This window comes from Georgenia satyanarayanai, assembly GCF_900116375.1.
In the GTDB taxonomy this organism is placed as follows: Bacteria; Actinomycetota; Actinomycetes; order Actinomycetales; family Actinomycetaceae; genus Oceanitalea; species Oceanitalea nanhaiensis.
In genome coordinates this window covers 1-24,221 of the sequence record NZ_UETB01000022.1, presented here as the reverse complement: position 1 = coordinate 24,221, position 24,221 = coordinate 1, and the positions used below count along the sequence as shown (strand labels likewise).

The window sequence follows — 24,221 nt, the reverse complement described above, 5'->3', positions numbered from 1 at the left end:
CGAGTTATATCGCAGCGATACATCGCCGCGACCGGTCGAGAGGAGACGAGCGCGCATGAGCACCCGTGCGGAGGTTCTCGAGCTGGCCATCCTCGGCCAGCTGGGCACCTCACCCATGCACGGCTACGAGCTGCGCCGGCAGCTGGGCGCGCAGCTCGGCGCCTTCCGCACGCTGTCCTACGGCTCGCTCTACCCCGCGCTGCGCCGGCTCACCGAGACCGGTCTCATCGCCGAGGCGCCCACCGGCTCCCTGCCGCACCCGCTGGCCGGGCGTCGCGGGCGCATCGTCTACGAGCTCACCGACGCCGGCAGGGAGCGGCTGGCCGCGACCCTCGCGACGGCGGACCCCGCCGCGTGGGAGGACGAGGCCTTCGACGTCCGCTTCACCCTCTTCGCCACCACCGACGCGCGCACCCGCCTGCGGATCCTCGAGGGCCGGCACGCGCGGATGGTCGAGCGGCTGTCCCTCCTGCGCGAGTCGAGCCAGCGCACCCGCGAGCGGATGGACGCCTACACCGCCGAGCTCGCCCGGCACGGCCTGGAGCAGGTCGAGCGCGAGGTCGAGTGGCTGGAGAACCTCATCGACACCGAGCGGGGCACCCCCGGTGCCCTCGACATGCGAACACCCGGACCCGCGGGCCACCCGCCCGCACCTCCCACCACCCACAAGGAGCAAGAATGAGTTCCATCCGCGTCGCCATCGTGGGCGTCGGCAACTGTGCGTCCTCCCTGGTCCAGGGGGTGCGTTTCTACGCCGACGCCGACCCGGGGACCACCGTCCCCGGCCTCATGCACGTGACCTTCGGGGACTACCACGTGCGCGACGTCGAGTTCGTCGCCGCCTTCGACGTCGACGCGAAGAAGGTCGGCCTCGACCTCGCCGAGGCGATCCACGCGAGCGAGAACAACACCATCAAGCTGTGCGAGGTCCCGGCCACCGGGGTCACCGTCCAGCGCGGCCACACCCTGGACGGCCTGGGCAAGTACTACCAGGAGATGGTCGACGAGTCCGACGCGGAGCCGGTCGACGTCGTCGCCGCACTCAAGGACGCCCAGGCGGACGTCCTCGTCTGCTACCTGCCGGTGGGCTCGGAGGAGGCCGCCCGCTTCTACGCCCAGTGCGCCATCGACGCCGGCGTCGCCTTCGTCAACGCCCTGCCCGTCTTCATCGCCGGGACCAAGGAGTGGGCCGACAAGTTCACCGCCGCCGGCGTGCCGATCGTCGGTGACGACATCAAGTCCCAGGTGGGCGCCACCATCACCCACCGTGTGCTCGCCAAGCTCTTCGAGGACCGTGGCGTGCGCCTGGAGCGCACCTACCAGCTCAACGTCGGCGGCAACATGGACTTCAAGAACATGCTCGAGCGTGACCGCCTCGAGTCGAAGAAGATCTCCAAGACGCAGGCCGTCACCTCGAACATGACCGGCGAGCTGAGCGCCCGCAACGTCCACATCGGCCCCAGTGACTACGTCCAGTGGCTCGACGACCGCAAGTGGGCCTACGTGCGCCTGGAGGGCAAGGCCTTCGGCGAGGTGCCGCTCAACCTCGAGTACAAGCTCGAGGTGTGGGACTCGCCGAACTCCGCGGGCATCATCATCGACGCGATCCGCGCCGCGAAGATCGCCCTGGACCGCGGCATCGGCGGCCCGCTCCTGTCCGCCTCGAGCTACTTCATGAAGTCCCCGCCCGAGCAGCGCAACGACGACGCCGCACGCGCCGCCGTCGAGGCCTTCATCGCGGGCGACGTCGAGCGCTGACCCGCCCCCGAACGAGGACGCACCCCCCGACGGGAGGTGCGTCCTCGTCGCGTCCGGGGCGCGCCGAGGCTCGCGAAGGGTCTGGGTGGATCGTGTGAAGGCTGCCCCCGACGGGCGCCCGCTCCCAGGGTGAGGCAGGGTCGGTACCGCATACTTGGGGGTCGTCGGGCAGCCCTGTCCGCACACCGCAGCCGAGGAGGAGACGCGTGGCGGCCACAAAGGAGCCGGGACGCCGGAGCAGCGCCACGACGAAGGGCCGCAAGCGGCGCTTCGACTACCCACGTTCGGGCAAGGGGCCGATCCGGCGCTGGTTGCCCAGCTGGCGGGTGGTGCTGGGCGCTGCGGTCACGGGGATCGCCGTCGTCGTCGGCGTCTTCGCCGCCGCGTACGTCACGACCGAGATCCCCGAGCCGGGTGACTTCTCCCAGGCCCAGGGCACGCACGTCTACTTCGCCGACGGCGAGACGGAGATGGGCAGCTTCGCGGAGTTCAACCGCGAGATCATCGACCCGAGCACGCTGCCCGCGCACGTGGGCAACGCCGTCGTCGCCTCCGAGGACCGCCGCTTCTACGAGAACGTCGGCATCGACCCGATCGCCATCGGCCGCGCCCTGGTGAACAACCTGCGCGGCAACCCCACCCAGGGCGGGTCCACGCTGACCCAGCAGTACGTCGAGCGCTACTACATCGGCACGACGACGAGCTACGTCGGCAAGTTCCGTGAGGCGATCCTCGCGCTCAAGATCGACCGGGAGCTGTCCAAGGACGAGATCCTCGGCGACTACCTCAACACCATCTACTTCGGGCGCAACGCCTACGGCATCGAGACCGCCGCGCAGGCCTACTTCGACAAGCCCGCGGCCGAGCTCACCCTCTCCGAGTCCGCGTTGCTCGCGGGGGTCATCCCCGCGCCGAGCGCGTGGGACCCGGCCATCGACCCGCAGCGCGCCGAGGAGCGGTGGGCGCGCACCCTGGAGTTCATGGTCCGTGACGGGTGGATCACCCAGGAGGAGGCCGACGAGCAGACCTTCCCCGAGACGGTCGAGCACGTCCGCTCCGACACCTACGCCGGCCCCGACGGCTACCTCCTCGACATGACGCGCCGCGAGCTGGTCAGCAAGGCAGGGCTGACGGACGAGGAGATCGACACCCTCGGCCTGCGGGTGACGACGACGATCGACCCGGAGGCCCAGGCGGCGGCGGTCGAGGTCGTGGACGCGCTGCCGGAGGACCGCCCGGAGGACAACCGGGTGGCGCTCGTGTCGATCGACCCCTCGTCCGGTGAGATCGTCGCCCTCTACGGCGGGCCGGACTTCGTCTCGCAGTCGCGCAACGCCGCCACCCAGGACGTGGCCCAGGCGGGCTCGACCTTCAAGCCCTTCACGCTCGTCGCCGCCCTCGAGGACGGCATCCCGCTGAGCCAGACCTACCCGAGCTACACGCCGATGGAGATCGAGGGCTTCGAGAACCCGGTCAACAACTACGACGACGTCAACCGGGGGTACATCGACCTCGTCGAGGCGACCGAGCAGTCGGTCAACACGACCTACGCACAGCTCAACATGGAGATCGGGCCGGAGCGCTCGGTGGAGGCCGCCGTCGCTGCGGGTCTGCCGGAGGACACCGCCGGCCTCGAGGCCGTCCCGTCCAACGTCCTCGGCCCGGCGTCCCCGCACCCGATCGACGTCGCCCGCGCCTACGCGACCTTCGCCGCCCAGGGCGTGCGCCACAACCCGTACATCGTCTCCGAGGTGACCGACGCGGACGGCAACGTCATCTACGCGGGCACCTCCAACGGCACCGAGGTCTTCGAGCCGGACGTCATGGCGGAGGCGACCTACGCGATGACCTCGGTGGTCGACGAGGGCACCGGCGTGCGCGCCAGCGACCTGGGGAGGCCGGCCGCCGGCAAGACCGGCACCTCGAACGAGGGCCGCTCGGCGTGGTTCGCCGGGTACGTGCCGCAGCTGGCCACCGTCGTGGCGATGTACCAGGTGGGCGAGGACGGGACCGAGGAGTCGCTCACGCCCTTCGGGGAGTACGCGTCGATCACCGGCTCGACCTACCCGACGACGATGTGGCGTGACTTCATGTCCACGGTCCTCGAGGACGAGCCCGTCGAGGAGTTCCCCGAGCGCCCGGCCCCGCCGGAGCCGACCTACGTGCCGCCGCCGCCCGCCCCCGAGCCGGAGCCGGAGCCCGAGACCGAGGAGCCGACCGAGGAGCCGACGACGGAGGAGCCGACGGAGGAGCCCACCACGGAGGAGCCGGAGCCGGAGCCGGAGCCGACGACCGAGGAGCCCGAGCCGGAGCCGGAGCCGACCACCGAGGAGCCCTCACCGACCCCCTCGCCCAGCCCGAGCCGGCCACCCGAGGACGGCGACGAGGACGCGCCGCCCGGCCGCCCGGGCGGCCAGGACGGTCAACGCCCCCCGCGCGGCTGAGGGGCCCCCTCACCCAGCACGAGAGCGCAGCCCCTGCCGGAGCTGCGCTCTCGTCGTCCCTGGGCGCGGGGGCGTCACCCGAGGATGCGGGCGAGGCCGCCGACGAGCGCCCGGACGTCCTCCTCCGTCGTGTCGAAGGAGCACACCGCCCGCAGCACGCCCGCCGGCCGGTCCCACGCGAGGACCGGCAGCTGCGCCGTGATCGTCCCGACCGCGGCCGGGGGCACCGGCAGGAAGACGGCGTTGGCCTCCACCGGGTGCACCGGCTCGATGCCGAGCTCGGAGCGGAGCAGCGCGGCGAGGTGGTCGGCAGCGTCGTTGGCGTGCCGGGCGGTGGTGCGCCACAGGTCGTCGGTGAGCAGGGCGAGGAGCTGCGCCGAGACGAAGCGCATCTTCGAGGCGAGCTGGGTGGAGGCCTTGCGCAGCCGCGCCACCGGCTCCACCAGTGCCGGGTCCAGGACGACGATCGCGTCCCCGAACAGCGCCCCGTTCTTCGTCGCGCCGAAGGAGAGCACGTCCACACCCTGCGCCGTGGTGAGCGCGGCGAGCGAGGCGCCGAGCCGCGCGGCGGCGTTGGCCAGCCGGGCGCCGTCGACGTGGACGGAGGCGCCGTGGCCGTGCGCCGCCGCGACGAGGGCGCTCAGCTCCTCCGGGCGGTACACCGTGCCGAGCTCGGTGCTCTGGGTGAGGGACAGCGCGGCGGGGCGGGCGTGGTGGACGCTGCCGTCGTCGGCGGCGAGCACGGCGGCGACGTCCGCGACGCCGACCTTCCCGGACGCGGCCGGCAGGGTGCGCACGGCTGCGCCGGCGACGAGCTGGGGAGCGGTCGACTCGTCCGTGGCCACGTGGGCGTGCTCCGAGGTGAGGACGGCGTCCCACTTCTGCAGCAGCGCCCCGAGCGCGACGACGTTGGCGCCCGTCCCGTTGAAGACCGGCATGATCGCCGCGTCGGGGCCGAAGACCTCGCGCGCACGGGAGTCGAGCGCCGCGGTGACGGCGTCGGCGCCGTAGGAGGGCGCGTGGCCCTCGGCGGCCGCGGCGAGGGCCGCGAGGACGGCGGGGTGGGCGCCGGAGGCGTTGTCGGAGGTGAAGCCGCGCGTGGTCATGGGCGCCATTGTGGCCCCCGACGTGATGTGGATGACGCTCCGGGGACACGTCGTGGTGCGCTAGAGTGGTGCGTTGGCCGTGGCCGGTGCGCACCTGCGTACCCGTCCGCGGCCGCGACACGCATCACCCTCCTGTCACGGACCGTCCGTGACCGCCAAGTCCAGAGGAGGTGGGTATAAGCATGCGCCAGTACGAACTGATGATCATCCTCGACCCGGAGGTCGACGAGCGCACCGTCGCCCCGTCGCTCGACAAGCTGCTCTCGGTCATCACGACCGGTGGGGGCCAGGTCGACAAGGTCGACATCTGGGGTAAGCGTCGTCTTGCCTACGAGATCAACAAGCGTTCCGAGGGCATCTACGCCGTCGTCGACATGACGACGACGCCGGAGCTCGCCCAGGAGCTCGACCGCCAGCTCGGGCTCAACGAGTCCATCCTGCGCACCAAGCTCATCCGCCCGGACGCTCACTGAGCCTCCCGACCCCCACCTGACCCCCAGAGGAGACCGACATGGCAGGCGAGACCGTCATCACCGTGGTGGGCAACCTCACGGCCGACCCCGAGCTGCGCTTCACCCCCTCCGGTGCAGCCGTCGCGAGCTTCACCGTGGCCTCGACGCCGCGGACGTTCGACCGGCAGTCCAACGAGTGGAAGGACGGCGAGACGCTGTTCATGCGCTGCTCGGTGTGGCGGGAGGCGGCGGAGAACGTCGCCGAGTCGCTCGCCAAGGGCAACCGCGTCGTCGTCCAGGGGCGCCTCGTCCAGCGGTCCTTCGAGACCCGTGAGGGCGAGAAGCGCACCGTCGTCGAGATGCAGGTCGACGAGGTCGGTCCGTCCCTCCGCTACGCCACGGCAAAGGTCACGCGCACGCAGCGCGGTGGCGGTGGCGGTTTCGGCGGCGGTGGCGGCGGCGGCCAGCAGGGCGGCGGCGGTTTCGGTGGCCAGCAGAGCGGTGGCTTCGGCGGCGGCCAGCAGCAGGGCGGCGGCTTCGGCCAGCCGGCCGGCGGCCAGGCCGACGACCCGTGGGCCACGGGTGGGTCGAGCTCGTTCGGTGACGAGCCCCCCTTCTGATCAGACGTACAGCGCGGCGTGAGCTGCGCATGAAGAACCCAAGGAGCACATCATGGCGAAGCCCGTACTTCGCAAGCCCGGCAAGAAGAAGGCCAACCCGCTGAAGTCGGCCAAGGTCGAGGGCATCGACTACAAGGACACCGCGCTGCTGCGCAAGTTCATCTCCGACCGCGGGAAGATCCGTGCGCGTCGGGTGACCGGTGTGTCCGTCCAGGAGCAGCGCGCCATCGCCAAGGCTGTCAAGAACGCCCGCGAGATGGCCCTGCTGCCCTACGCGAGCTCCGCTCGCTGACCTAAGGGAGACACACAATGGCCAAGCTCATTCTCACCCACGAGGTCTCCGGCCTCGGCGAGGCAGGCGACGTCGTCGAGGTCAAGGACGGCTACGCCCGCAACTACCTCGTGCCCCGTGGCCTGGCGACCGCCTGGACCAAGGGCGCGCAGAAGCAGATCGACCAGATCCGCAAGGCCCGCAAGGCCCGCGAGATCTCCACGGTCGAGGACGCCCGCGCGGCTCGCGACTCGCTGCAGTCCAAGCCGGTCGTCGTCGCCGTGCGCGCCGGCTCCGGCGGTCGCCTGTTCGGCTCCGTGACCACCGGCGAGATCGCCGACGCGGTCAAGGCCGCCGGCGGCCCGTCGATCGACAAGCGCAAGATCGAGGTCACCAACCCGATCAAGTCGCTCGGCGAGCACCGCGTGCAGGTCCGCCTGCACGCCGACGTCCAGGCCAACCTCACGGTCCAGGTCGTCGAGGCCTGACCAGGCCGTAGCAGGACACTCGAGGCGCCGGCCGGTGGGAGACCACCGACCGGCGCCTCGCGCTTTCCCGGCGCTCCCGGGCTTAGGTGTGGGGTCCTCGCCCTCTGAGGACCACAAGGCCACACCTAGGCTGCGCCGAGGACCATCCACCTCTCGCCGCGGGCCCGCAGCCCCGTGGTGACCGCGCGGGCGGCCATGAAGCCACCCGCGAAGGCCGCCCACAGGCAGGCCAGCCCCACGCCGTCGTGCGGCGCCCAGGCCCACACGGCCGCGAGCAGCGGGACGTACACGGCGAGGGTGACGACTCCCGCCCACGCGAGGAAGGTGCCGTCGCCCGCCCCGATGAGCACACCGTCGAGCACGAACACCCACCCGGCCATCGGCATGAGGAGGCCGGTGACGACGAGCGCCACCGCGGCGGCGCTGCGCACCTCCGGGTCGGTGGTGAAGAGGGTGGTGATCCACCAGCCGCCCGCGGCGACGGCGACGCCGATGACGGCGCCCCCGCCCACCCCCCACTGCAGCGTGCGGCGCAGCACGGCTCGCACCCGGGCGGTGTTCCCCGCGCCGAGCCCCTGCCCGACCATCGCCTGTGCGGCGATGGCCAGGGCGTCCATGGCGAAGGCAGCCAAGCCCCAGAGCGAGTTGACGACCTGGTGGGCGGCGAGCGGGACGGCCCCGAGGGCGGTGGCGGTGACGACCGTGAGGAGGATGGCCACCCGCAGGCTCACGGTGCGCACGAGCAGTGGTGTGCCGGCCCGCGCGCTGGCCCAGATCCCGCCCGGCCGTGGGCGCAGGGAGACCGAGAGGCCGCGGGCACCGCGCAGGACGACGACGGCGAGGACGAGTCCCATGAGCGTCTGGGTGATCGCGGTGCCCAGACCGGAGCCGGCCACGCCCATGTCGAGCCCGTAGATGAGGACGGCGTTGAGGGCGACGTTGACGGCGGCGCCGGCGGTGGCGACGACGAGGGGGGTGCGCGTGTCGAGCAGGCCGCGAAGGGTGCCGGTCGCGGCGAGGACGACGAACATGCCGGGCAGCCCGCCGGCCGAGTAGCGCAGGTAGGCGACAGCGTGCGGGGTCACGGTGTCGCCGGCGCCGAGCGCGCTGACGACCCACGGTGCGCCGACGCCGAGGAGCGCCGCCGTGACGACGCCCAGGCCCAGGGCGAGCCACATGCCGTCCACGCCGGCACCGACGGCGCCCGCCCGGTCCCCCGCGCCGATGCGCCGGGCGGTGGCCGCGGTGGTCGCGTAGGCGAGGAAGACGAAGAGCCCGACGGTGGAGACGAGGAGGGTGGAGGACAGGGACAGGCCGGCCAGCTCGGCGGTGCCGAGGCGGCCGACCATGACGGAGTCGACGAGGACGAAGAGGGGCTCGGCGACGAGCGCCCCGAGGGCGGGGACCGCCAGGGAGAGGATCTGGCGGTCGAGGGATCGCCCACTGTCCCCAGTGCGCCGCGGGTTGTCCACCAATGTGCCGACCAATTTCCTTCCACACTGTGTGCACGAGCGAATGCGCGGGATTCCGCGGGTCCCGGAGAGTTGCACGGGTGTTATCCACATGATTGTCCACCGCCTGTGCACGGACCGACGAGCGCTATCCACCATGTGTCCCCAGGGTTGTCCACACCCGTGGATGGATCGGTGTGCCGTGGGCACCGTACGGTGGCCCGGCAGGTCATCGCGCGCGTGGCGCGCCCTCGGGGGCGCCGCCGGCCCGTCGGGTCGACGCGGACCGAGGAATGTCGTAGGTCCGCGGTAGACCATGAGCAGGAGGGTGACGATGACTGATCTGGACGAGCGGGTACTCGAGTCGGGAACGGGCGGACGGGAGCTCTACGACCGCACGCCGCCGCAGGACCTCGCGGCCGAGCAGAGCGTGCTCGGCGGCATGCTGCTGTCCAAGGACGCCATCGCCGACGTCGTCGAGGAGCTGCGGGGCCCGGACTTCTACCGGCCCGCGCACGAGCTCGTCTACGACGCGATCATCGACCTCTACGGCCGCGGGGAGCCGGCCGACGCCGTCACCGTGGCCGCCGAGCTGGGCAGGCGCGGCGAGCTGGGCCGGGTGGGCGGCGCCGCCTACCTCCACACGCTCATCGCCTCGGTGCCCACCGCCGCGAACGCCGGCTACTACGCGCGGCTCGTGCGGGACCAGGCGGTGCTGCGGCGGCTCGTCGAGGCCGGCACTCGTATCGCCCAGCTCGGGTACGCGACCGACGGCGGGGACGTCGACGACCTCGTCAACTCCGCCCAGGCGGAGGTCTACGCCGTCACCGAGCGGCGCACGAGCGAGGACTACGTCCCGCTGCGGGACACGATCAACCTCACGATGGAGGAGATCGAGAACGCCGCCAACCGCGGGGAGGGCATGGTCGGTGTCCCTACCGGGTTCAACGACCTCGACATGCTGACCAACGGCCTGCACGGCGGGCAGATGATCATCATCGCGGCGAGGCCGGCCATCGGGAAGTCGACACTGTCGCTGGACATGTGCCGGTCGGCCTCGATCAAGCACGGGCTCACCTCGGTCATCTTCTCCCTCGAGATGGGCCGCACCGAGCTGACGATGCGTCTGCTCTCCGCCGAGGCCGGCGTGCCGCTGCAGAACATGCGCAAGGGCACGATGCGCGACGAGGACTGGACCAAGGTGGCGGCAGCGATGAGCCGGGTGTCCGAGGCGCCGCTGTTCATCGACGACAGCCCGAACATGTCGCTCATGGAGATCCGCGCGAAGGCGCGGCGCCTCAAGCAGCGCCACGACCTGCGCCTCATCGTCGTGGACTACCTCCAGCTGATGAGCTCCGGCAAGCGGGTGGAGTCCCGTCAGCAGGAGGTCTCGGAGTTCTCGCGCGCGCTCAAGCTCCTCGCCAAGGAGCTCGAGGTGCCGGTCATCGCGGTCGCCCAGCTCAACCGTGGCCCCGAGCAGCGCACCGACAAGAAGCCGATGATGAGCGACCTCCGCGAGTCCGGCTCGCTCGAGCAGGACGCCGACATGGTCATGCTCCTCCACCGCGAGGACGCCTACGACAGGGAGACCCGCCCGGGCGAGGCCGACATCATCGTGGCCAAGCACCGCAACGGCCCCACCGACACGATCACCGTGGCGTTCCAGGGCCACTACTCACGCTTCCACGACATGGCGCACTGAACTCCCGACGATGCTCTGAACGTCGCACTGCGGCGAGTCCACCGCACAGCTCCCACGCCCGAGCGTCGCACACCCCGTTCGCGGGCGGACCGGGGCGGTGTCCGGGCGCCCGAAAGTGCGAGGTGTGCGCCCGATCGCGCCGTCGGAGGCTGCGTAGCTCCGGCTCGGCTGGACCGGAGATACCCTCACGGTTCATGGACATGCTGAGCGGCCGCGAGATCGCCGCGGCGGACCTCACCGACTGGCGCAAGCTCGCCCAGGGGCTCCATGCCCGCTACCTGGTCGATGACTTCGGCGCCGCCGCACAGCTCGTCGCCTCGGTGGCAGAGGCGGGCCAGGCGCTCGGCCACTACCCGCGCGTGTCGATCGGTAAGGGGTACGTCGACCTCAGGCTGGTCAGCGACGACGCCGTCTACCGCGACGGCGAGGGCACCGAGTACATCGTCGAATGGGTGACCGAGCGGGACGTCGACCTCGCGCGGCGGATCACCGAGATCGCCGCCGATCACAAGGCCGACGCCGACCCCGCGGCGGTGAGCGACATCGAGCTCGGCCTCGACACGGCGGACTCCGCGACCATCGCCCCTGTGTGGTCCGCCCTGCTGACCGGGATCGCAGAGGCCCAGGGTCGCGGGACCCCCAGCGACGAGATCCGGGACCCCACGGGGCGGGTGCCGAACCTGTGGTTCGGGAACGCGGCGCAGAGCGAGGCCCCGGGGCAGCGATTCCACGTCGAGGTCTATGTCCCGTACGAGGTGGCCGAGCAACGGATCGCCGCTGCCGTCGCGGCAGGTGGGACCGTGGTCGATGACAGCCAAGCACCTGGGCTCACCGTGATCGCCGACCAGGACGGCAACCGGGCCGCCGTGTGCGTCGACGTGTCCGCTGTGATGCGGGACTGAGCAGCGACCCCGGGAACCGGGTAGTCGTTCACGATCGCGACGATCGCGACGATCGCGACGATCGCGACGATCTCGGCGCCGAGGCTCGGTCCGCCCGTGCTCCACCGGCGCCGGCAGCTGCGGCGCTGCTTCCCGGTGCCCTGCCTGGTGCACGGTCAGACTGTGGCGCCCCTCGGCGATGTCCTGGTCGGCGACCGATCGGTGGGCCACGTCGGTTCCCCTCGTGGGAGTGCTACCTGGGCTCACATACTTGACCCGGTCCCGCCGAACTGCAACGGGACAACGCGAGGCGTCAGGGGACGGCGTTGCCGGCGGCGCGGGTCAGGCCGTACCACTCGGCCCGCGTGAGGGGGATGTCCGAGCCGGCGGCGGCCGCGGTGACGCGTTCGGGCGTCGTCGTCCCCAGGACCACCTGCATGCCAGCCGGGTGCCGGGTGATCCACGCCGTCGCGATCGCCATGGGCGTGACGTCGTAGCGCGCCGCGAGGCGGTCGAGCCCGGCGTTGAGCTCGGGGTGGTCCTCCGCCCCGAGGAAGACGCCGGTGCCGTCGCTCTTCTGGAACGGTGACCACGCCTGGACGGTGATGCCGTGAAGGCGGCAGTAGTCGAGGACGCCGCCCCCGTCGCGGGTGAGGGCGCCGCCCACCATCATGTTGGCGGCGAGGCCCTGGGTGACGATCGTCGAGTGCGACAGGGACAGCTGGAGCTGGTTGGCGACGATCGGCTGACGTACCGCGGTCCGGAGCAGGTCGATCTGGCGGGGCGTGTGGTTGGAGACTCCGAAGGCGCGCACCTTGCCGGCCTGCTCGAGGTCGTCGAAGGCGCGGGCCACCTCGTCCGGCTCGACGAGCGCGTCGGGCCGGTGGAGGAGCAGGACGTCGACGTAGTCGGTGCGCAGCGCGCGCAACGACCCGTCTACCGAGGAGACGATGTGGTCGTAGGAGAAGTCGTAGGAACCCTCCGCGGGCACGATTCCCGTCTTGGTCTGCAGGGTGATCTGCTCCCGCTCGGACGAGCCCATGTCGAGCGCCGCGCCGAACCGCTCCTCGCAGGCGTGCATCTGGCCGCCGTAGATGTCGGCGTGGTCGAAGAACGTGACGCCCGCGTCCCGGGCGGCGCCGTACAGGTCGCGGATCTCGGCGTCGGACTTGTCGACGATCCGCATCATCCCGGCGACGACGTTCGGAACGAGGGTGTCGGTGGGTCCCAGGGGCACGGTGCGCACGGTCGGTGTCCTCTCGTCTGACGGGCGGGTTGGCGGCGTCGGGGCAACGCTACGGGCTGCGCCCGCATCGCGCGCTCGACGTCACCCGGGCGAGGCGCTGCGCCGCCGGGCGGCCTCGTAGCGGCGCAGTGCCTCCGCCCGCTCCTCGGCGTGGTCGACGATCCGCTCGGGGTAACCGTGGGCCAGCCCGTCGGGCACCCGCCACGGCTGGTGCACGGCGCCGCCGGGCACATGAGCCAGCTCGGGCACGTAGCGGCGGACGTACTCGCCGTCGGGGTCGAAGCGCTCTCCCTGGGCGACCGGGTTGAAGACGCGGAAGTAGGGCGCCGGGTCCGTGCCGGTGCCCGCCACCCACTGCCAGCCGTGGTTGTTCGACGCGACGTCCCCGTCGCGCAGGTGCGCGAGGAAGTACCGCGCCCCGTGTCCCCACCACACGTGCAGGTCCTTGACGAGGAAGCTCGCCACGACCATCCGCACCCGGTTGTGCATCCAGCCCTCGGTGAGCAGCTGGCGCATGCCCGCGTCGACGAAGGGGAACCCCGTCCGCCCCTCCTGCCAGGCCCTCACGCGGTCCGCCGCGTCACCCTCGGGGTCCGCGTACTCCATGCCGCGCAGCTCCTCGCGCAGGTCCGACCAGGCGGACTCCGGGCGGTGCCACAGCACGTCGGCGTAGAACTCGCGCCAGCACAGCTCGGTGACGAAGCGCTGGGCCCCTTCGCTCCTCCCGGCGGGGTGTGCGGCGATGTCGGCGAGCATCGTGCGGGGGTGAATCGTGCCGTACTTGAGGTGGACGGACATCTGCGACGTCGCGTCGAGGTCGGGACGGTCGCGGTCGCGGTTGTAGTCGGCGAGCCCGCCGGCGAGGAACTCCTCCCACCTGGCCAGCGCCGTCGCCTCGCCACAGCTCACGGCGGGCAGGGGCGACTCGTCCGCCCAGGGCAGCGGCGACGACTCGACCCCGCGCTGCCACGTCAGCCCCGCGGGGACCGGCGCGGGTCGCGGCCACCCGTGCTCGCGCCAGGCGCGCGAGAAGGGGGTGAACACCCGGAAGGGCTCCCCGTCGGCCTTGCGGACCAGACCCGGGCCGACGGCGTAGGGAGTGCCGGTGGCGACGAGCGGCACGTCGCCCAGGGCGCGCTCCACCCGGGCATCCCGTCGGCGGCCGTAGGGCGTGCTCTCCCGGCTGACGTGGACGCTGCCGGCGCCCACCTCGCCGACGAGCCGAGGGATCTCCTCCTCGGGCCGGCCGACGCGGACGACGACGGCGCCGTCGTACGCCGCGTCGAGCTCCTCCAGGGCCGCGGCGAGGTGGGCGCGGCGCACCGCCCCCGCCGAGGCGAGGAGCACCGGGTCGGCGACGAACACGGGCAGCACGTCGCCGCCGGCCTCGTGCGCGGCCAGCAGGGCCGGCAGGTCGTGCAGTCGCAGGTCGCGGCGCAGCCACAGGAGAGCGGTCATGAGCGCCATCATCGGAGGGAGCGGGACCGGGCGCGCGTCGGTGTCGTCCTGTTGCACCACCGCGCGATCCGCGCGTGGATGGGGCTTCGGACACACCGGAGGGGGCAGAGCGACGATGCCAGCACCGCGCGCGAGCGACGCCGACGACGAGCGCTGGCTCGTCGTCGACGGCCGGCGGTGGCGCCGACAGGACCCTGCCCTGCCCGCGGAGGTCGCCGAACGGTTGCTCTCCCACCTCGGGCGTGGACGCTCCGGCGTCCGCTCGCTCACGAAGGCGGGGGAGGACCCGGCACCCGCCCGCCGCCGCGTCGACCTCGCCAAGCACGGCCTGGGCGAGCGCGGCACCCCGTGGTGGGAGCAGGGCGCGGAGGAGCGCCGCCGGCGGTGGGAGGGTGCGCTCGCCGACCTGGACGCGCTGGACGACTAGGGCAGCAGCTCGGCCGCGGCTGTGGCCGCCCGCGCGAAGGGCCGCGGGACGGTGCGCATCCCCGCGGCGGTGACGGCCCCCTCGTGGAGGAGCATGAGCAGCTCGCCCACGGCGCCGGGGTCGTCCGCGCCGGCCGCGGCGGCCAGGTCGGTGAGGAGAGCGAACATGCGCCGCTTCTGCCCGACGACGACGGCGTAGGCCGGGTGGTCCGGGTCGCTCAGCTCGGCGTGGGCATTGACCATGGCGCAGCCCCGTCCGCCCTCCTCGTCCGCCCAGTCCTGCGCGGCGGTGAAGAACGCGGCCACCCGCGCTCGCGGCGCGGGCCCGGCGCTCGCGAGCCGCTCGGTGAGGAACGCGTCCCAGCGGCGGTCACGGTCCGCGAGGTACGCGGCGACGAGCCGGTCCTTGGAGCCGAAGCGGTCGTAGAGCGTCTTCTTCGTGACCCCGGCCGCCGCGGCGACGGCGTCGACGCCGACGGCGTGGATGCCGCGCTCGTAGAAGAGCCGGGAGGCCGCCTCGAGCACGGCGCGGGCCTTGGGTGTCCAGTCGATGCTCTCGTCCACTCGCCCAGCCTAGGCGCCCGTAGACCGATCGGTATAGCCTGGGGTATACCGATCGGTCTAGTGACGGGAGTGAACCATGGACATGGCGAGTGACGACGTCGTCGTCGACGGTGTGCGGCTGGCCTACCGCGACAGCGGGGAGGGGGAGGCGGTGCTGCTCGTCCACGGCACGCCGTCGACGTCCTACGAGTGGCGCGAGGTCGCCCCCCGCCTGGAGGCGGCCGGGTACCGCGTCATCACCTACGACCTGCTCGGCTACGGCCGCTCGGAGCGGCCGGTCGACCGGGACACCTCCGTCGCCGGGCAGACCGCGCTGCTCGACGGCCTCCTCGCGGAGCTCGGGCTGGACGACGTGTCCGTCGTCGCCCACGACATCGGCGGTGCCATCGGGCTGCGCCTCGCCCTCGACCGTCCGCAGCGGGTGCGCCGTCTCATGGTCCTCGACACCGTCAGCTACGACTCGTGGCCCTCGGAGACGTGGCGCGCGGTCATCGACGACCACCTCGGGGAGTACCACGGGCTCTCCCAGGAGGAGTTCGACGCCCTTCTCACCCGTCAGCTCGAGATGACGGTGAGCGAGCCCGCGCGGATGACCGGTGACGTGCTGGCCGCCTACCTCGCGCCGCACCGGTCCGCGACGGGCCGGGCCTCCTTCTTCGAGCACCAGGTGCGCCACTACGACTCGCGGTACACCGAGGAGCTGACCGGCCGCCTCGGCGATCTTGCCGTGCCGGTGCGCATCCTGTGGGGCGAGGAGGACCGCTGGCAGCCGCTCCACTACGCGCACCGCCTGGCGACAGATATCCCCGGTGCCGAGCTGCGGGTGGTGCCGGGCGCCGGGCACTTCGTCATGGAGGACGCCCCGGAGCGGGTGGCCGAGGAGATCCTCGACTTCCTCGGCGCGAACTGAGAGACGGCCGTCGCGTCGCCTGGGAGGCTGCGGGGATGGCGAGCAGTGCGGAGGACAGCGCTCGGGTCCTGCGGCGGCCGGCTCTCCGGCGCTGGGAGCAGGTGCTCCTCGTGGTGGTGGTGGTCGCCGTCTCCGCCTCGTGGGGTGTCTACCTCGTCCGTGGTTCCGAGGAGGGCCCGCCGTCGCTGCCGATCACCGCCGTCATCGTCGTGATCGGTCTGGCGGTGCTGCGCCCGAAGCGGGTGGAGCTGCGTGACACGGAGGTCGTCCTGCGGCACGCCCTCCTCACTCGCCGGGTCCCCTACGCCGACATCGTGGCGGTCCGCGGCGACGTTCCCGCCCGGCTGGAGTGGAGCGCCCGACTCGTCCTCGAGCTGCGCAGCGGCCGGACCGTCTGGGTGCCCTCGACCCGCGAGCCGCTCGACGTGGTCCACGACCTCATCGCCGAGCGGATCGACGCCGCGCCTGCCGCCTGAGGTCCGCCCGTCGCTGACCTGATCCAAAGTCGGCGACACGCGCACGACACGCCGGGACACCTGTCGCCCAAGAGGCCCGCCGGCGGACTTCGGATCAGCTCCCCGCCAGCGCCGTGGAATGCCCCGGCCGCCGAACCGGTTGCAGCGCGCATGACGACGATCGGACTCATCGGAAGTGGACACATCGGCAGCGCCATCGCGCGTCTCGCGGTCGCCGCGGGGCACGAGGTGGTGCTGAGCAACAGCCGCGGGCCGGAGACCCTCTCCGACCTCGTCGCGGAGCTCGGCCCGAACGCACGGGCGGCGACGGCGCAGGAGGCGGCCGCGGCGGGGGAGATCGTCGTCGTGTCGGTCCCGTTCAACGCCTACCGCCAGGTGCCGGTCGAGCCGCTGCGCGGCAAGGTCGTCATCGACACCAACAACTACTACTTCGAGCGTGACGGCCACATCCCCGAGCTCGACGAGGAGTCGACGACGGTGAGCGAGCTGCTCCAGCAGCACCTGCCGGAGTCCACAATCGTCAAGGCGTTCAACAACATCAACTTCGCCCACATCCCGGCCCTGGCGCGACCCGCCGGCAGCCCCGACCGCACGGCCCTGCCGATCGCGGGCGACGACACCGCCGCCAAGGCGCAGGTCACCGCCCTCCTCGACACCCTCGGCTTCGACGTCGTCGACGCCGGCCCGCTCGCCGAGGGGTGGCGCTTCCAGCGGGACACCGCGGCCTACGGGATGGTCTACGTGACCCCGGGGACCACCGAACCGGACTGGACCTCTCAGTCCGCCTCGACCGCTCAGCCCGCGCCGGCCGCCGTCGTCGAGGAGGCGCTCGCCGCCGCGAAGCGCTACCGCGACATGTAGCCCCCACTCCTCACATCCCGTCCGGTCCGGCCGATGGTCCGGACATCAGCCGGCAGACCGCCGGCCGACCGGACGGAGGTGGCGGCGTGGCCGCAGCGGTGAACCAGCAGGCGCCGGCGCAGCGTCCGGGCTCGTGGCGCGACACGATCGTCGCTCAGTACGAGACCGACCAGGCCCGGCTCCGCGTCCTCCTCACCGAGGACCCGGAGGAGCACCTGTAGGGCTCAGCCCGGCCCGAGCAGCTCCTCGAGCCCGGCGACCCGCACCTCCCGGGCTGCCTCCCGCGCCACCTCCTCGTCGAGGGTGACGAAGGCGTCGGCCTGCAGCCGGGTGAGCGCGACGTACTCCGCCGTGCCCGTGTCCTCCCACGCCATCCGTTCGGCCACGTCCCACGCCGCCCGCAGCAGCACCCGGTCGCCCAGCACCCGGATGCGCAGACTGCGGACGTGGTCGAAGCACGCCTGCGCCTCCTCCCTGCTCACCTGCCCCGAGCGGGTGCACCGGTACAGGAGGGACAACAGCTCCGAGCGCAGGAGCGTGGGCGCCACGAGCTGGACGCCCTTGCCCGGACGGACCGCACCGAGGCCGAGCTCGAGTGCGACGTCGGCCCCGATGACGTAACGCGGCATGGCACTCTCTCCAGGGAAGTGCCCGTTATTGGACCGTATCCCGCGTCTTCTCGCCACCCGGACCCGCGTGCTGCGCCGACTCCAGCCCCTGGGCCGCGGCGCGGGCGTCGGCGAGCGCGAGCTCGCCGTTGATGCCGATCGCCGCACGTGAGCCCAGCTCGGCCGCGCCGAGCACCTGGCAGGACAGGTCGACGACGTTCCCGGCCGCCCACACCCCCGGCACGGAGGTGCGGCCCTCGTCGTCTGCGTCCAGGGCCGTGCCCATGTCGCTGTCCACGGTCCGCGCGCCCAGGCCCTCCAGGGCGGCGCTGTTGAGGCGGAAGCGCGGGGCGACGAAGACCGCCCCGCACGCCACCCGGGTGCCGTCGTCGAGGAGGACGGCCGTGACGCCGTCGTCGCCAGTGACCACCTCCCGTGCCCGTCCGCTCACCACCTGCACGCCGCGGGCGGCCAGGAGGACGTCGTCGTCGACCGGGCCCGCGGCGTGGGTGACGACGGTGACGTCCTCGGACCACTGCCGCAGCAGCAGTGCCTGGTGGACCGCGCCCTCGGTGTCCCCCGCGAGGACGACGAGCGGCCGGTCGCGAACCTCGTGGCCGTGGCAGTACGGGCAGTGCAGGACGTCGCGCCCCCACCGCTCGGCCAGGCCCACGACGTCGGGCAGCTCGTCGACGATCCCGCTCGCCACGACCACCCGCCGGGCGCGGAGGTGACGGCCACCGGCGAGCTCGACCCGCAGGGACGGCGCGTCGGCGTCCTCTACGACGACGGCGCTCGCCTCGTCCGCGACGATCTCCACCCCGTAGCCGCTCACCTCGCGGCGAGCGACGGCGAGGAAGTCCGCCGGCGCCGCGCCGTCGCGGGTGAGGAAGCCGTGCACGGCGGCCGAGCAGCCGTTGCGCGGGCGGCCGGCGTCGACGACGGTGACCGAGCGGCGGGCGCGGCCCAGGACGAGGGCGGCGGACAGTCCCGCCGGCCCGGCACCGATGACGACGACGTCGCGGGACTCTGTCTCGGCCATCCCCCTACTGTGCGGCCGGCCCGGGCCGGCGGCATCCCGCGACGCGGGCCGTACGCCGTCCTAGCCTCGGTGCGTGACCCGCCTACGCCTCTCCCTCCTCGACCGTTCCCGCACCCGTCTCGGCGAGGACCACGCGGTGGCGCTGCGTGCCACGGTCGAGCGGGCGGAGCGGGCCGAGGAGCTGGGCTACCACCGGTTCTGGGTGGCCGAGCACCACGCCGTGCCGGGCATCGCGAGCGGCGCACCGGCCGTCCTCGCCGCGGCCGTGGCCGAGCGCACGAGCCGCATCCGGGTGGGTTCGGGCGGCGTCATGCTCCCCAACCACCGCCCCATCGTCGTCGCAGAGCAGTTCGCGATGCTGGAGGCGCTGCACCCCGGCCGCATCGACCTCGGTGTGGGACGGTCCCTCGGTTTCACGGCCCCGGTCCGCGAGGCGCTCGGCACCACGCGGTACCCGCCGGAGGACTTCGCCGCCGACCTCACCGCCCTGCGCGGCTACCTCACCGGGCGTGGGCCTGTGACGGCGATGCCCGTGGTGGCCGGCCCGCCGCCCCTCTTCGTCCTGGCCACCGGCAACGGCCTGGAGGTCGCCGCACGGGCCGGGCTGCCCGTCGTCGTCGGCGGGCCCGCCCTGACCGACGACGACGGCGCGATCGCGCGCTACCGGCGCGAGTTCCGGCCCGGCGAGTCCTGCCCCGAGCCCTACGTCGTCATCAGCCTCGAGGTCATGGTCGCGCGGACGACCACCCACGCGCGCAACCTGCTGCTGCCCGAGGCATGGGCCATGGCCGAGTCGCGCACCAGCGGGGCGTTCCCGCCGCTCGAGCCGGTGGAGGCGGTGCGGGAGCGGCAGCCCACGGACAAGCAGCGGGCCACCATCGCCGCCTTCCTGTCCTCGGCGCTGTACGGCACGCCCACCGCCGTGGGGGTGTCGCTCGCGGCGCTGGCCGAGCGCACCGGGGCCGACGAGGTCATGGTCTCGACGTCCACCTACGACCGGGAGGAGCTCGCACACGCCGACGCCGCGCTCACCGAGGCGGTGAACGCGGCGTAGCACCCGCGCACCACCTCCCCACAGAGCGCCGAGCGCTGAGTTGTTCCAGGAACACCTCAGCGCTCGGCGGCTTCGGAAGCGCTCGGCGGCTGCCGAGGAGAGGGGCGGGGCTAGCTGGGGTTCTCGACGTCCCCGCGCCAGCTGCCGCTCTCGACGCCGCGGCTCTCGATGAACTCCTTGAAGCGGGCGGCGTCCGCCTTGACCTGACGGGTGTCGAAGCCGAGGGCGGAGCCGACCTTCTCCTTGGCGTCCGAGGGCTCCCAGTCGATCTGGATCATCACCCGGGTGGTGGTGTCACTGAGCCGGTGGAAGGTGACCACACCGGCGTGGTGGACGTCCCCACCGACGCTGCGCCAGGCGATGCGCTCGTCGGGGTGCTGCTCGGTGATCTCGGTGTTGAACTCCCGGCGCTGCCCGCCGACGGTCGTCACCCAGCGGTTGAGGGTGTCGGTGACCTGGGTGATCGACTCGACGCCCTCCATGAACTGGGGGAAGGACTCGAACTGGGTCCACTGGTTGTAGGCGGTGCTGACGGGGACGTCGACGTCGATCGACTCTTCGACCTGGCTCATCTCGTACCTCCTGGAGGTCGGTGACGGTGGGTGTCCTGCCTATCAGCGCCTGGGTGGGCCTGCCACCGGACGGCTCGCGGGAGGCCCGCCGGTTAGCCTGCCGACATGGCGACCCTTCCGGCCGGGCACGGCCCGCCCTCCGGCGTGAGCGGCTCCGTGTGGCGAGCGCCTGGGATCCCGCTGCTCGTCGCGATGACGGTTCTCGCCTTCTCCGGCTACGCCGCCCTGCTGCCCGTCGCCCCGCTGTGGGCCGTGCACGGCGGCGCCGACTCCGTCGGTGCGGGGCTGGTCAACGGCGTGCTCATGCTCGTCACCGTCCTCACCCAGCTCGTCGTGCCCAGCGCGCTGCGGCGCGTGGGGTGGGCGCCGGTTCTCGTGGCCGGGATGCTCCTGCTCGGGCTGCCCTCCGCGGCGCTCGGACTCAGCGACGGCCTGCTGCCCGTGCTGGTGGTCTCCGCGGTCCGCGGACTCGGCTTCGGCGTCGTCACGGTGACGGGCAGCGCGCTCGTCGCCGAGCTCGTCGAGCCGCGGCGCCGGGGCGCCGCCATCGGCGCCTACGGGTTGGCGATCGCCGGGCCGCAGGTCCTCCTCCTGTCCGCCGGGCCGTGGATCGTCGAGCAGCTCGGCTACGGGCCGGTCTTCGCGCTCGGCGTGCTGCCCGCGCTCGGCGCGGTGCCGGCCGCCCTCCTCGCGCGGCGGCTCGACCACGTCCCCGAGGCGCAGGAGCGGGCGCCGTACCTGCGGCTGCTGCGCCCCATGGCCCTGCTCCTCGCCGTCACGCTCGCGGGCGGCGCGCTCATCACCTTCATGGCACCGATGAGCACCAGCGCCACCCTCAGCACCGGGGCGCTGCTCCTGCTCACGGTGGCGGCCGCGGTCGCGCGCTGGCGGGTGGGCGCCCTGGCCGACCGGTTCGGGCCCCGGCCCTTCCTGTGGCCCCTCGTCCTCCTCACTGCCGCCGGCATGACGGTGGTCGCCTGGGCCGTGCGCGACCCCCAGGCCACCGCCGTCGTCCCGCTGCTGCTCGGCGCCGGGCTCGTCGGCGTCAGCTACGGCGGCCTGCAGAACCTCACGCTCGTCCTCGCCTTCCGCACGGTGAGCCGGCCGCACTACGGATCGGCCAGCGCGGTGTGGAACATCGGCTTCGACGCGGGCACCGGCCTGGGCGCCGTCGTCGTCGGGATGGTGGCGGCGGGAAGCTCCTTCACCACGGCCCTGCTCGTCGCCGCGGCCGTCTCCCTCCTCACCCTGCCGCTGACCCTCGTCCGCCGCAGGACCCGGGAGGGCTGAGCCGCTCGGCGTGCGTCGCTCACTCCCTCACCCCATGCTGAGGAACGTCGAGAGGAGAAGGCGTGCCGCAGGCCACCACCGGGCGTGAGGTCGAGGACGAGCGCGTGAGCGTCGTCGTCATGAGCCGCAACCGCCGCGAGGAGCTGCTGCGTTCCCTCTCCCGGCACCGCGCCCCCGTCGTCTACGTCGACAACGCCTCGACCGACGGCAGCGCCGACGCCGTCAGCGTGAGCTTCCCGGACGTCGAGGTCGTGCGCCTGGCCCGGAACGCCGGCGCCTACGGCCGCACGATCGGCGTACGGCGCGCACGGACACCCTTCGTCGCCTTCGCCGACGACGACTCCTGGTGGGCCCCCGGGGCGCTCGCGACCGCAGCCGAGCACTTCGCGGCGCACCCGCGGCTCGGGCTCATCGGCGGGCGGGTCCTCGTCGGACCCGAGGAGCGCCTCGACCCGACGTGCGCCGAGATGGCCGGCTCGCCGCTGCCCGGTGCACCCGGGATCCCCGGTGCGCCTCTGCTCGGCTTCATCGCCTGCGGCGCGGTCGTGCGCGTGGAGGCCTTCCTCGCGGCCGGCGGCTTCGACGACGTCGTCCGCTTCCCCGGCGAGGAGGAGCGCCTGGCCCTCGACCTCGCCGAGCACGGCTGGCACCTGAGCTACCTCGACGACGTCGTCGCCCACCACCACCCCTCCCCGGTCCGCGGCACGGACGACGCCCGCCGCCGCGCGCTCGCCCGCTCCGCCGTCCTCACCGGCGCCATGCGGCTGCCCGCGCGCGACGCCCTCACCCGGGCCCGCCGGATGGTGGCCCAGAGCCCCGTGCAGCGCGCCGGGGTCCGGGACGCGCTGCCGGACCTGCCGGCGGCGCTGCGCCGTCGTCGTCCGGTCTCCGACCGGGTCGTCGCCCAGACGGAGATGCTCCGCCGCGCACCCGTACTCGACAGTCCAGGGCACCGAGAGGGAGGACAGCGATGAGGGCAGTGCAGCGCAGCGGCCGTGCGGTCGTGACCGGAGGGGCGGGCTTCCTCGGCAGCCACCTGTGCGAGGCCCTGCTCGAGGACGGCTGGCAGGTCGTGGCACTGGACAACTTCCTCACCGGTGCGCCGGGGAACGTCGCGCACCTCGCGCAGCGGTCGGGCTTCGAGCTGGTCCACTGTGACGTCACCGAGAACATGCACGTGCGCGGCGACGTCGACCTCGTCCTGCACTTCGCCTCCCCCGCCTCGCCGGTGGACTACCTCGAGCTGCCGATCGAGACGCTGCGCGTGGGCTCGGTGGGGACCGAGCGGGCGCTGCGCCTGGCCCGAGACAAGGGCGCGCGCTTCGTGCTCGCCTCCACCTCCGAGGTCTACGGGGACCCGCAGGTCCACCCGCAGCCGGAGACCTACTGGGGCCACGTCAACCCGATCGGGCCGCGCGGGGTGTACGACGAGGCCAAGCGCTACGCCGAGGCCATCGTCACCGCCTACCGCGGCGCGCACGGCGTGGACACCGGCATCGTGCGGATCTTCAACACCTACGGCCCGCGGATGCGCCCCTATGACGGCCGCGCCATCCCCACCTTCATCCGGCAGGGCCTGGCGGGGGAGCCGCTGACGGTGGCGGGTGACGGCAGCCAGACGCGCTCGGTCTGCTACGTCGACGACCTCGTCGCCGGGATCCTCGCGCTGGCCCGCAGCGGCCACCCCGGGCCCGTCAACATCGGCAACCCCCAGGAGCGCACCGTGCTCGAGATCGCCGAGGCGGTCGTCGCCGCGACGGGCGGGCGCTCGCGGGTCGAGTTCGTCGAGCGGCCCGTCGACGACCCCGAGGTGCGCCGGCCCGACACCACGCTCGCCCGCACGGAGCTGGGCTGGGAGCCGCGGGTCTCGTGGGAGGACGGCCTGCGCCGGACCGTCGACTGGTTCGCCGGGGCCCTGAGCCGGTCCGCCTGAGCGCTCCGGGCACCGCAACGCGGTGCTCGCGCCGAGCCGGTCACAGGGAGACGGCGCCCTGGGGGGTCTGGGAGGCGTCGGTGGCGGGCTCGGCGGCTTCGCCGAGGGCGGCGAGGTAGCGCTCGGCGTCCAGGGCGGCGGCGCAGCCGGTGCCGGCGGCGGTGATGGCCTGGCGGTAGGTGTGGTCCACGGCGTCGCCGCAGGCGAAGACGCCGGGCACGGTGGTGGCGGTGGATGGGTGGGTGACGAGGATGTAGCCGTTTGGGTCGAGGTCGACCTGGCCGGTGAGGATGTCGGTGCGCGGTACGTGGCCGATGGCGACGAACAGGCCGGTGGCGTCCATCTGGCGCTCCTGGCCGGTGAGGGTGTCGCGCAGGGTGAGGCCGGTGACCTTGTCGGTGCCGTGGATCGCGGTGATCTCGCTGTTCCAGGCGAAGTCGATCTTGGGGTTGGCCATGGCGCGGTCGGCCATGATCTTGGAGGCGCGCAGCTCGTCGCGGCGGTGGACGATGGTTACGCGGGAGGCGAACTTGGTGAGGAAGGTGGCTTCTTCCATGGCGGAGTCCCCGCCGCCGGCGACGACGATGTGCTGGTCGCGGAAGAAGAAG

Annotated in this window: 27 protein-coding genes; 18 read left to right on the top strand and 9 right to left on the bottom strand. The window is 72.9% G+C overall.

Going from position 1 to position 24,221, the window contains the following annotated elements; all coding sequences use genetic code 11:
* Positions 1-55 precede the first annotated feature (55 nt).
* From DSZ44_RS17340 to DSZ44_RS17330, 3 genes are all read left to right on the top strand, one after another.
* A complete protein-coding gene (locus DSZ44_RS17340) occupies positions 56-682 on the top strand; it encodes a PadR family transcriptional regulator (protein WP_110853888.1) in 627 nt (208 codons plus the stop codon).
* Entirely contained in the window at positions 679-1,758 is a 1,080-nt protein-coding gene (locus DSZ44_RS17335) for an inositol-3-phosphate synthase (RefSeq protein WP_110853887.1), read from the top strand. The genes DSZ44_RS17340 and DSZ44_RS17335 overlap by 4 nt, the downstream gene beginning before the upstream one ends.
* A gap of 206 nt (positions 1,759-1,964) precedes the next feature.
* On the top strand, positions 1,965-4,202 hold the full coding sequence (locus tag DSZ44_RS17330; RefSeq protein ID WP_110853886.1) for a transglycosylase domain-containing protein: 2,238 nt from the start codon (positions 1,965-1,967) through the stop codon (positions 4,200-4,202).
* 74 nt (positions 4,203-4,276) lie between these two features.
* On the opposite strand, the gene DSZ44_RS17325 is transcribed toward DSZ44_RS17330, so the two are convergent.
* On the bottom strand, positions 4,277-5,308 hold the full coding sequence (locus tag DSZ44_RS17325) for a threonine aldolase family protein (protein ID WP_258369690.1): 1,032 nt from the start codon (positions 5,306-5,308) through the stop codon (positions 4,277-4,279).
* Between the two features lie 182 nt (positions 5,309-5,490).
* Between DSZ44_RS17325 and rpsF the strand changes: the two genes are divergently transcribed.
* From rpsF to rplI, 4 genes are read left to right on the top strand one after another with little or no spacing between them, the layout of a single operon-like run.
* Positions 5,491-5,781 (top strand): 30S ribosomal protein S6, encoded by a 291-nt coding sequence (gene rpsF / locus DSZ44_RS17320; RefSeq protein ID WP_110853884.1) that lies wholly within the window; start codon positions 5,491-5,493, stop codon positions 5,779-5,781.
* 38 nt (positions 5,782-5,819) lie between these two features.
* On the top strand, positions 5,820-6,380 hold the full coding sequence (locus DSZ44_RS17315; protein WP_110853883.1) for a single-stranded DNA-binding protein: 561 nt from the start codon (positions 5,820-5,822) through the stop codon (positions 6,378-6,380).
* Positions 6,381-6,432: 52 nt separating this feature from the next.
* Positions 6,433-6,672 carry a 30S ribosomal protein S18 gene (gene rpsR, locus DSZ44_RS17310; RefSeq protein WP_110853882.1) on the top strand — a complete coding sequence of 80 codons (240 nt, stop codon included), beginning with the start codon at positions 6,433-6,435 and terminating at the stop codon, positions 6,670-6,672.
* A gap of 17 nt (positions 6,673-6,689) precedes the next feature.
* On the top strand, positions 6,690-7,139 hold the full coding sequence (gene rplI, locus DSZ44_RS17305; RefSeq protein WP_110853881.1) for a 50S ribosomal protein L9: 450 nt from the start codon (positions 6,690-6,692) through the stop codon (positions 7,137-7,139).
* Positions 7,140-7,264: 125 nt separating this feature from the next.
* On the opposite strand, the gene DSZ44_RS17300 is transcribed toward rplI, so the two are convergent.
* A complete protein-coding gene (locus DSZ44_RS17300; RefSeq protein WP_258369688.1) occupies positions 7,265-8,611 on the bottom strand; it encodes an MATE family efflux transporter in 1,347 nt (448 codons plus the stop codon).
* A 313-nt stretch (positions 8,612-8,924) separates the two neighbouring features.
* Here DSZ44_RS17300 and dnaB point away from each other — a divergent pair, with 313 nt between their 5' ends.
* On the top strand, positions 8,925-10,292 hold the full coding sequence (gene dnaB / locus DSZ44_RS17295; RefSeq protein ID WP_110853879.1) for a replicative DNA helicase: 1,368 nt from the start codon (positions 8,925-8,927) through the stop codon (positions 10,290-10,292).
* A gap of 194 nt (positions 10,293-10,486) precedes the next feature.
* Positions 10,487-11,194, top strand: a complete 708-nt coding sequence (locus DSZ44_RS17290) for a 4a-hydroxytetrahydrobiopterin dehydratase (RefSeq protein WP_110853878.1) — start codon at positions 10,487-10,489, stop codon at positions 11,192-11,194.
* Positions 11,195-11,486: 292 nt separating this feature from the next.
* On the opposite strand, the gene DSZ44_RS17285 is transcribed toward DSZ44_RS17290, so the two are convergent.
* Together DSZ44_RS17285 and DSZ44_RS17280 are read right to left on the bottom strand one after the other, a co-directional pair.
* Positions 11,487-12,419, bottom strand: coding sequence for an aldo/keto reductase (locus DSZ44_RS17285; protein ID WP_110853877.1), 933 nt, complete (start codon positions 12,417-12,419; stop codon positions 11,487-11,489).
* Between the two features lie 81 nt (positions 12,420-12,500).
* Positions 12,501-13,877, bottom strand: a complete 1,377-nt coding sequence (locus DSZ44_RS17280; RefSeq protein WP_110853894.1) for a cryptochrome/photolyase family protein — start codon at positions 13,875-13,877, stop codon at positions 12,501-12,503.
* 115 nt (positions 13,878-13,992) lie between these two features.
* Here DSZ44_RS17280 and DSZ44_RS17275 point away from each other — a divergent pair, with 115 nt between their 5' ends.
* The gene (locus DSZ44_RS17275) at positions 13,993-14,304 is read left to right on the top strand and encodes a 2-polyprenylphenol hydroxylase (protein ID WP_110853876.1); all 312 of its coding nucleotides are present in this window, start codon (positions 13,993-13,995) and stop codon (positions 14,302-14,304) included.
* Here the strand turns inward: DSZ44_RS17275 and DSZ44_RS17270 are convergent.
* The gene (locus DSZ44_RS17270) at positions 14,301-14,867 is read right to left on the bottom strand and encodes a TetR/AcrR family transcriptional regulator (protein WP_110853875.1); all 567 of its coding nucleotides are present in this window, start codon (positions 14,865-14,867) and stop codon (positions 14,301-14,303) included. The two genes, DSZ44_RS17275 and DSZ44_RS17270, sit on opposite strands and share 4 nt — an antisense overlap.
* 76 nt (positions 14,868-14,943) lie before the next feature.
* Here DSZ44_RS17270 and DSZ44_RS17265 point away from each other — a divergent pair, with 76 nt between their 5' ends.
* From DSZ44_RS17265 to DSZ44_RS18915, 4 genes are all read left to right on the top strand, one after another.
* Positions 14,944-15,777 (top strand): alpha/beta fold hydrolase, encoded by an 834-nt coding sequence (locus DSZ44_RS17265; RefSeq protein WP_110853874.1) that lies wholly within the window; start codon positions 14,944-14,946, stop codon positions 15,775-15,777.
* Positions 15,778-15,812: 35 nt separating this feature from the next.
* Positions 15,813-16,253, top strand: coding sequence for a hypothetical protein (locus DSZ44_RS17260; protein WP_110853873.1), 441 nt, complete (start codon positions 15,813-15,815; stop codon positions 16,251-16,253).
* Positions 16,254-16,403: 150 nt separating this feature from the next.
* Complete coding sequence (locus tag DSZ44_RS17255) at positions 16,404-17,114, top strand: NADPH-dependent F420 reductase (RefSeq protein ID WP_110853872.1); 711 nt, start codon at positions 16,404-16,406, stop codon at positions 17,112-17,114.
* Between the two features lie 86 nt (positions 17,115-17,200).
* The gene (locus DSZ44_RS18915) at positions 17,201-17,335 is read left to right on the top strand and encodes a hypothetical protein (RefSeq protein ID WP_258369686.1); all 135 of its coding nucleotides are present in this window, start codon (positions 17,201-17,203) and stop codon (positions 17,333-17,335) included.
* A gap of 3 nt (positions 17,336-17,338) precedes the next feature.
* On the opposite strand, the gene DSZ44_RS17250 is transcribed toward DSZ44_RS18915, so the two are convergent.
* Both DSZ44_RS17250 and DSZ44_RS17245 read right to left on the bottom strand, forming a co-directional pair.
* On the bottom strand, positions 17,339-17,743 hold the full coding sequence (locus DSZ44_RS17250; protein WP_110853871.1) for a hypothetical protein: 405 nt from the start codon (positions 17,741-17,743) through the stop codon (positions 17,339-17,341).
* 25 nt (positions 17,744-17,768) lie between these two features.
* A complete protein-coding gene (locus DSZ44_RS17245) occupies positions 17,769-18,764 on the bottom strand; it encodes an NAD(P)/FAD-dependent oxidoreductase (protein ID WP_110853870.1) in 996 nt (331 codons plus the stop codon).
* Between the two features lie 73 nt (positions 18,765-18,837).
* Here DSZ44_RS17245 and DSZ44_RS17240 point away from each other — a divergent pair, with 73 nt between their 5' ends.
* Positions 18,838-19,818, top strand: a complete 981-nt coding sequence (locus DSZ44_RS17240; RefSeq protein ID WP_110853869.1) for an MsnO8 family LLM class oxidoreductase — start codon at positions 18,838-18,840, stop codon at positions 19,816-19,818.
* Between the two features lie 110 nt (positions 19,819-19,928).
* Here the strand turns inward: DSZ44_RS17240 and DSZ44_RS17235 are convergent, their stop codons facing one another.
* Positions 19,929-20,390: an SRPBCC family protein gene (locus tag DSZ44_RS17235; RefSeq protein WP_110853868.1), complete on the bottom strand. Its 462-nt coding sequence runs from the start codon at positions 20,388-20,390 to the stop codon at positions 19,929-19,931.
* Between the two features lie 105 nt (positions 20,391-20,495).
* Here DSZ44_RS17235 and DSZ44_RS17230 point away from each other — a divergent pair, with 105 nt between their 5' ends.
* The 3 genes from DSZ44_RS17230 (at position 20,496) to DSZ44_RS17220 (ending at position 23,613) form a co-directional block, all read left to right on the top strand.
* A complete protein-coding gene (locus DSZ44_RS17230; RefSeq protein ID WP_110853867.1) occupies positions 20,496-21,680 on the top strand; it encodes an MFS transporter in 1,185 nt (394 codons plus the stop codon).
* A gap of 62 nt (positions 21,681-21,742) precedes the next feature.
* The gene (locus DSZ44_RS17225; RefSeq protein WP_258369684.1) at positions 21,743-22,654 is read left to right on the top strand and encodes a glycosyltransferase family 2 protein; all 912 of its coding nucleotides are present in this window, start codon (positions 21,743-21,745) and stop codon (positions 22,652-22,654) included.
* Complete coding sequence (locus DSZ44_RS17220) at positions 22,651-23,613, top strand: UDP-glucuronic acid decarboxylase family protein (RefSeq protein WP_110853866.1); 963 nt, start codon at positions 22,651-22,653, stop codon at positions 23,611-23,613. Before DSZ44_RS17225 ends, DSZ44_RS17220 begins: the two co-directional genes overlap by 4 nt.
* Positions 23,614-23,653: 40 nt before the next feature.
* Here the strand turns inward: DSZ44_RS17220 and DSZ44_RS17215 are convergent.
* A partial coding sequence (locus tag DSZ44_RS17215; protein ID WP_181424707.1) for an NAD(P)/FAD-dependent oxidoreductase occupies positions 23,654-24,221 on the bottom strand: 568 nt, incomplete at its 5' end.

Coding starts and splice junctions, on each gene's coding strand:
- DSZ44_RS17340 (WP_110853888.1), top strand. CDS start 56: ATGAGCACCCGTGCGGAGGTTCTCGAGCTGGCCATCCTCGGCCAGCTG.
- DSZ44_RS17335 (WP_110853887.1), top strand. CDS start 679: ATGAGTTCCATCCGCGTCGCCATCGTGGGCGTCGGCAACTGTGCGTCC.
- DSZ44_RS17325 (WP_258369690.1), bottom strand. CDS start 5,308: ATGACCACGCGCGGCTTCACCTCCGACAACGCCTCCGGCGCCCACCCC.
- rpsF (WP_110853884.1), top strand. CDS start 5,491: ATGCGCCAGTACGAACTGATGATCATCCTCGACCCGGAGGTCGACGAG.
- DSZ44_RS17315 (WP_110853883.1), top strand. CDS start 5,820: ATGGCAGGCGAGACCGTCATCACCGTGGTGGGCAACCTCACGGCCGAC.
- rpsR (WP_110853882.1), top strand. CDS start 6,433: ATGGCGAAGCCCGTACTTCGCAAGCCCGGCAAGAAGAAGGCCAACCCG.
- rplI (WP_110853881.1), top strand. CDS start 6,690: ATGGCCAAGCTCATTCTCACCCACGAGGTCTCCGGCCTCGGCGAGGCA.
- dnaB (WP_110853879.1), top strand. CDS start 8,925: ATGACTGATCTGGACGAGCGGGTACTCGAGTCGGGAACGGGCGGACGG.
- DSZ44_RS17290 (WP_110853878.1), top strand. CDS start 10,487: ATGGACATGCTGAGCGGCCGCGAGATCGCCGCGGCGGACCTCACCGAC.
- DSZ44_RS17280 (WP_110853894.1), bottom strand. CDS start 13,877: ATGACCGCTCTCCTGTGGCTGCGCCGCGACCTGCGACTGCACGACCTG.
- DSZ44_RS17275 (WP_110853876.1), top strand. CDS start 13,993: ATGCCAGCACCGCGCGCGAGCGACGCCGACGACGAGCGCTGGCTCGTC.
- DSZ44_RS17265 (WP_110853874.1), top strand. CDS start 14,944: ATGGACATGGCGAGTGACGACGTCGTCGTCGACGGTGTGCGGCTGGCC.
- DSZ44_RS17260 (WP_110853873.1), top strand. CDS start 15,813: ATGGCGAGCAGTGCGGAGGACAGCGCTCGGGTCCTGCGGCGGCCGGCT.
- DSZ44_RS17255 (WP_110853872.1), top strand. CDS start 16,404: ATGACGACGATCGGACTCATCGGAAGTGGACACATCGGCAGCGCCATC.
- DSZ44_RS17250 (WP_110853871.1), bottom strand. CDS start 17,743: ATGCCGCGTTACGTCATCGGGGCCGACGTCGCACTCGAGCTCGGCCTC.
- DSZ44_RS17245 (WP_110853870.1), bottom strand. CDS start 18,764: ATGGCCGAGACAGAGTCCCGCGACGTCGTCGTCATCGGTGCCGGGCCG.
- DSZ44_RS17235 (WP_110853868.1), bottom strand. CDS start 20,390: ATGAGCCAGGTCGAAGAGTCGATCGACGTCGACGTCCCCGTCAGCACC.
- DSZ44_RS17230 (WP_110853867.1), top strand. CDS start 20,496: ATGGCGACCCTTCCGGCCGGGCACGGCCCGCCCTCCGGCGTGAGCGGC.
- DSZ44_RS17220 (WP_110853866.1), top strand. CDS start 22,651: ATGAGGGCAGTGCAGCGCAGCGGCCGTGCGGTCGTGACCGGAGGGGCG.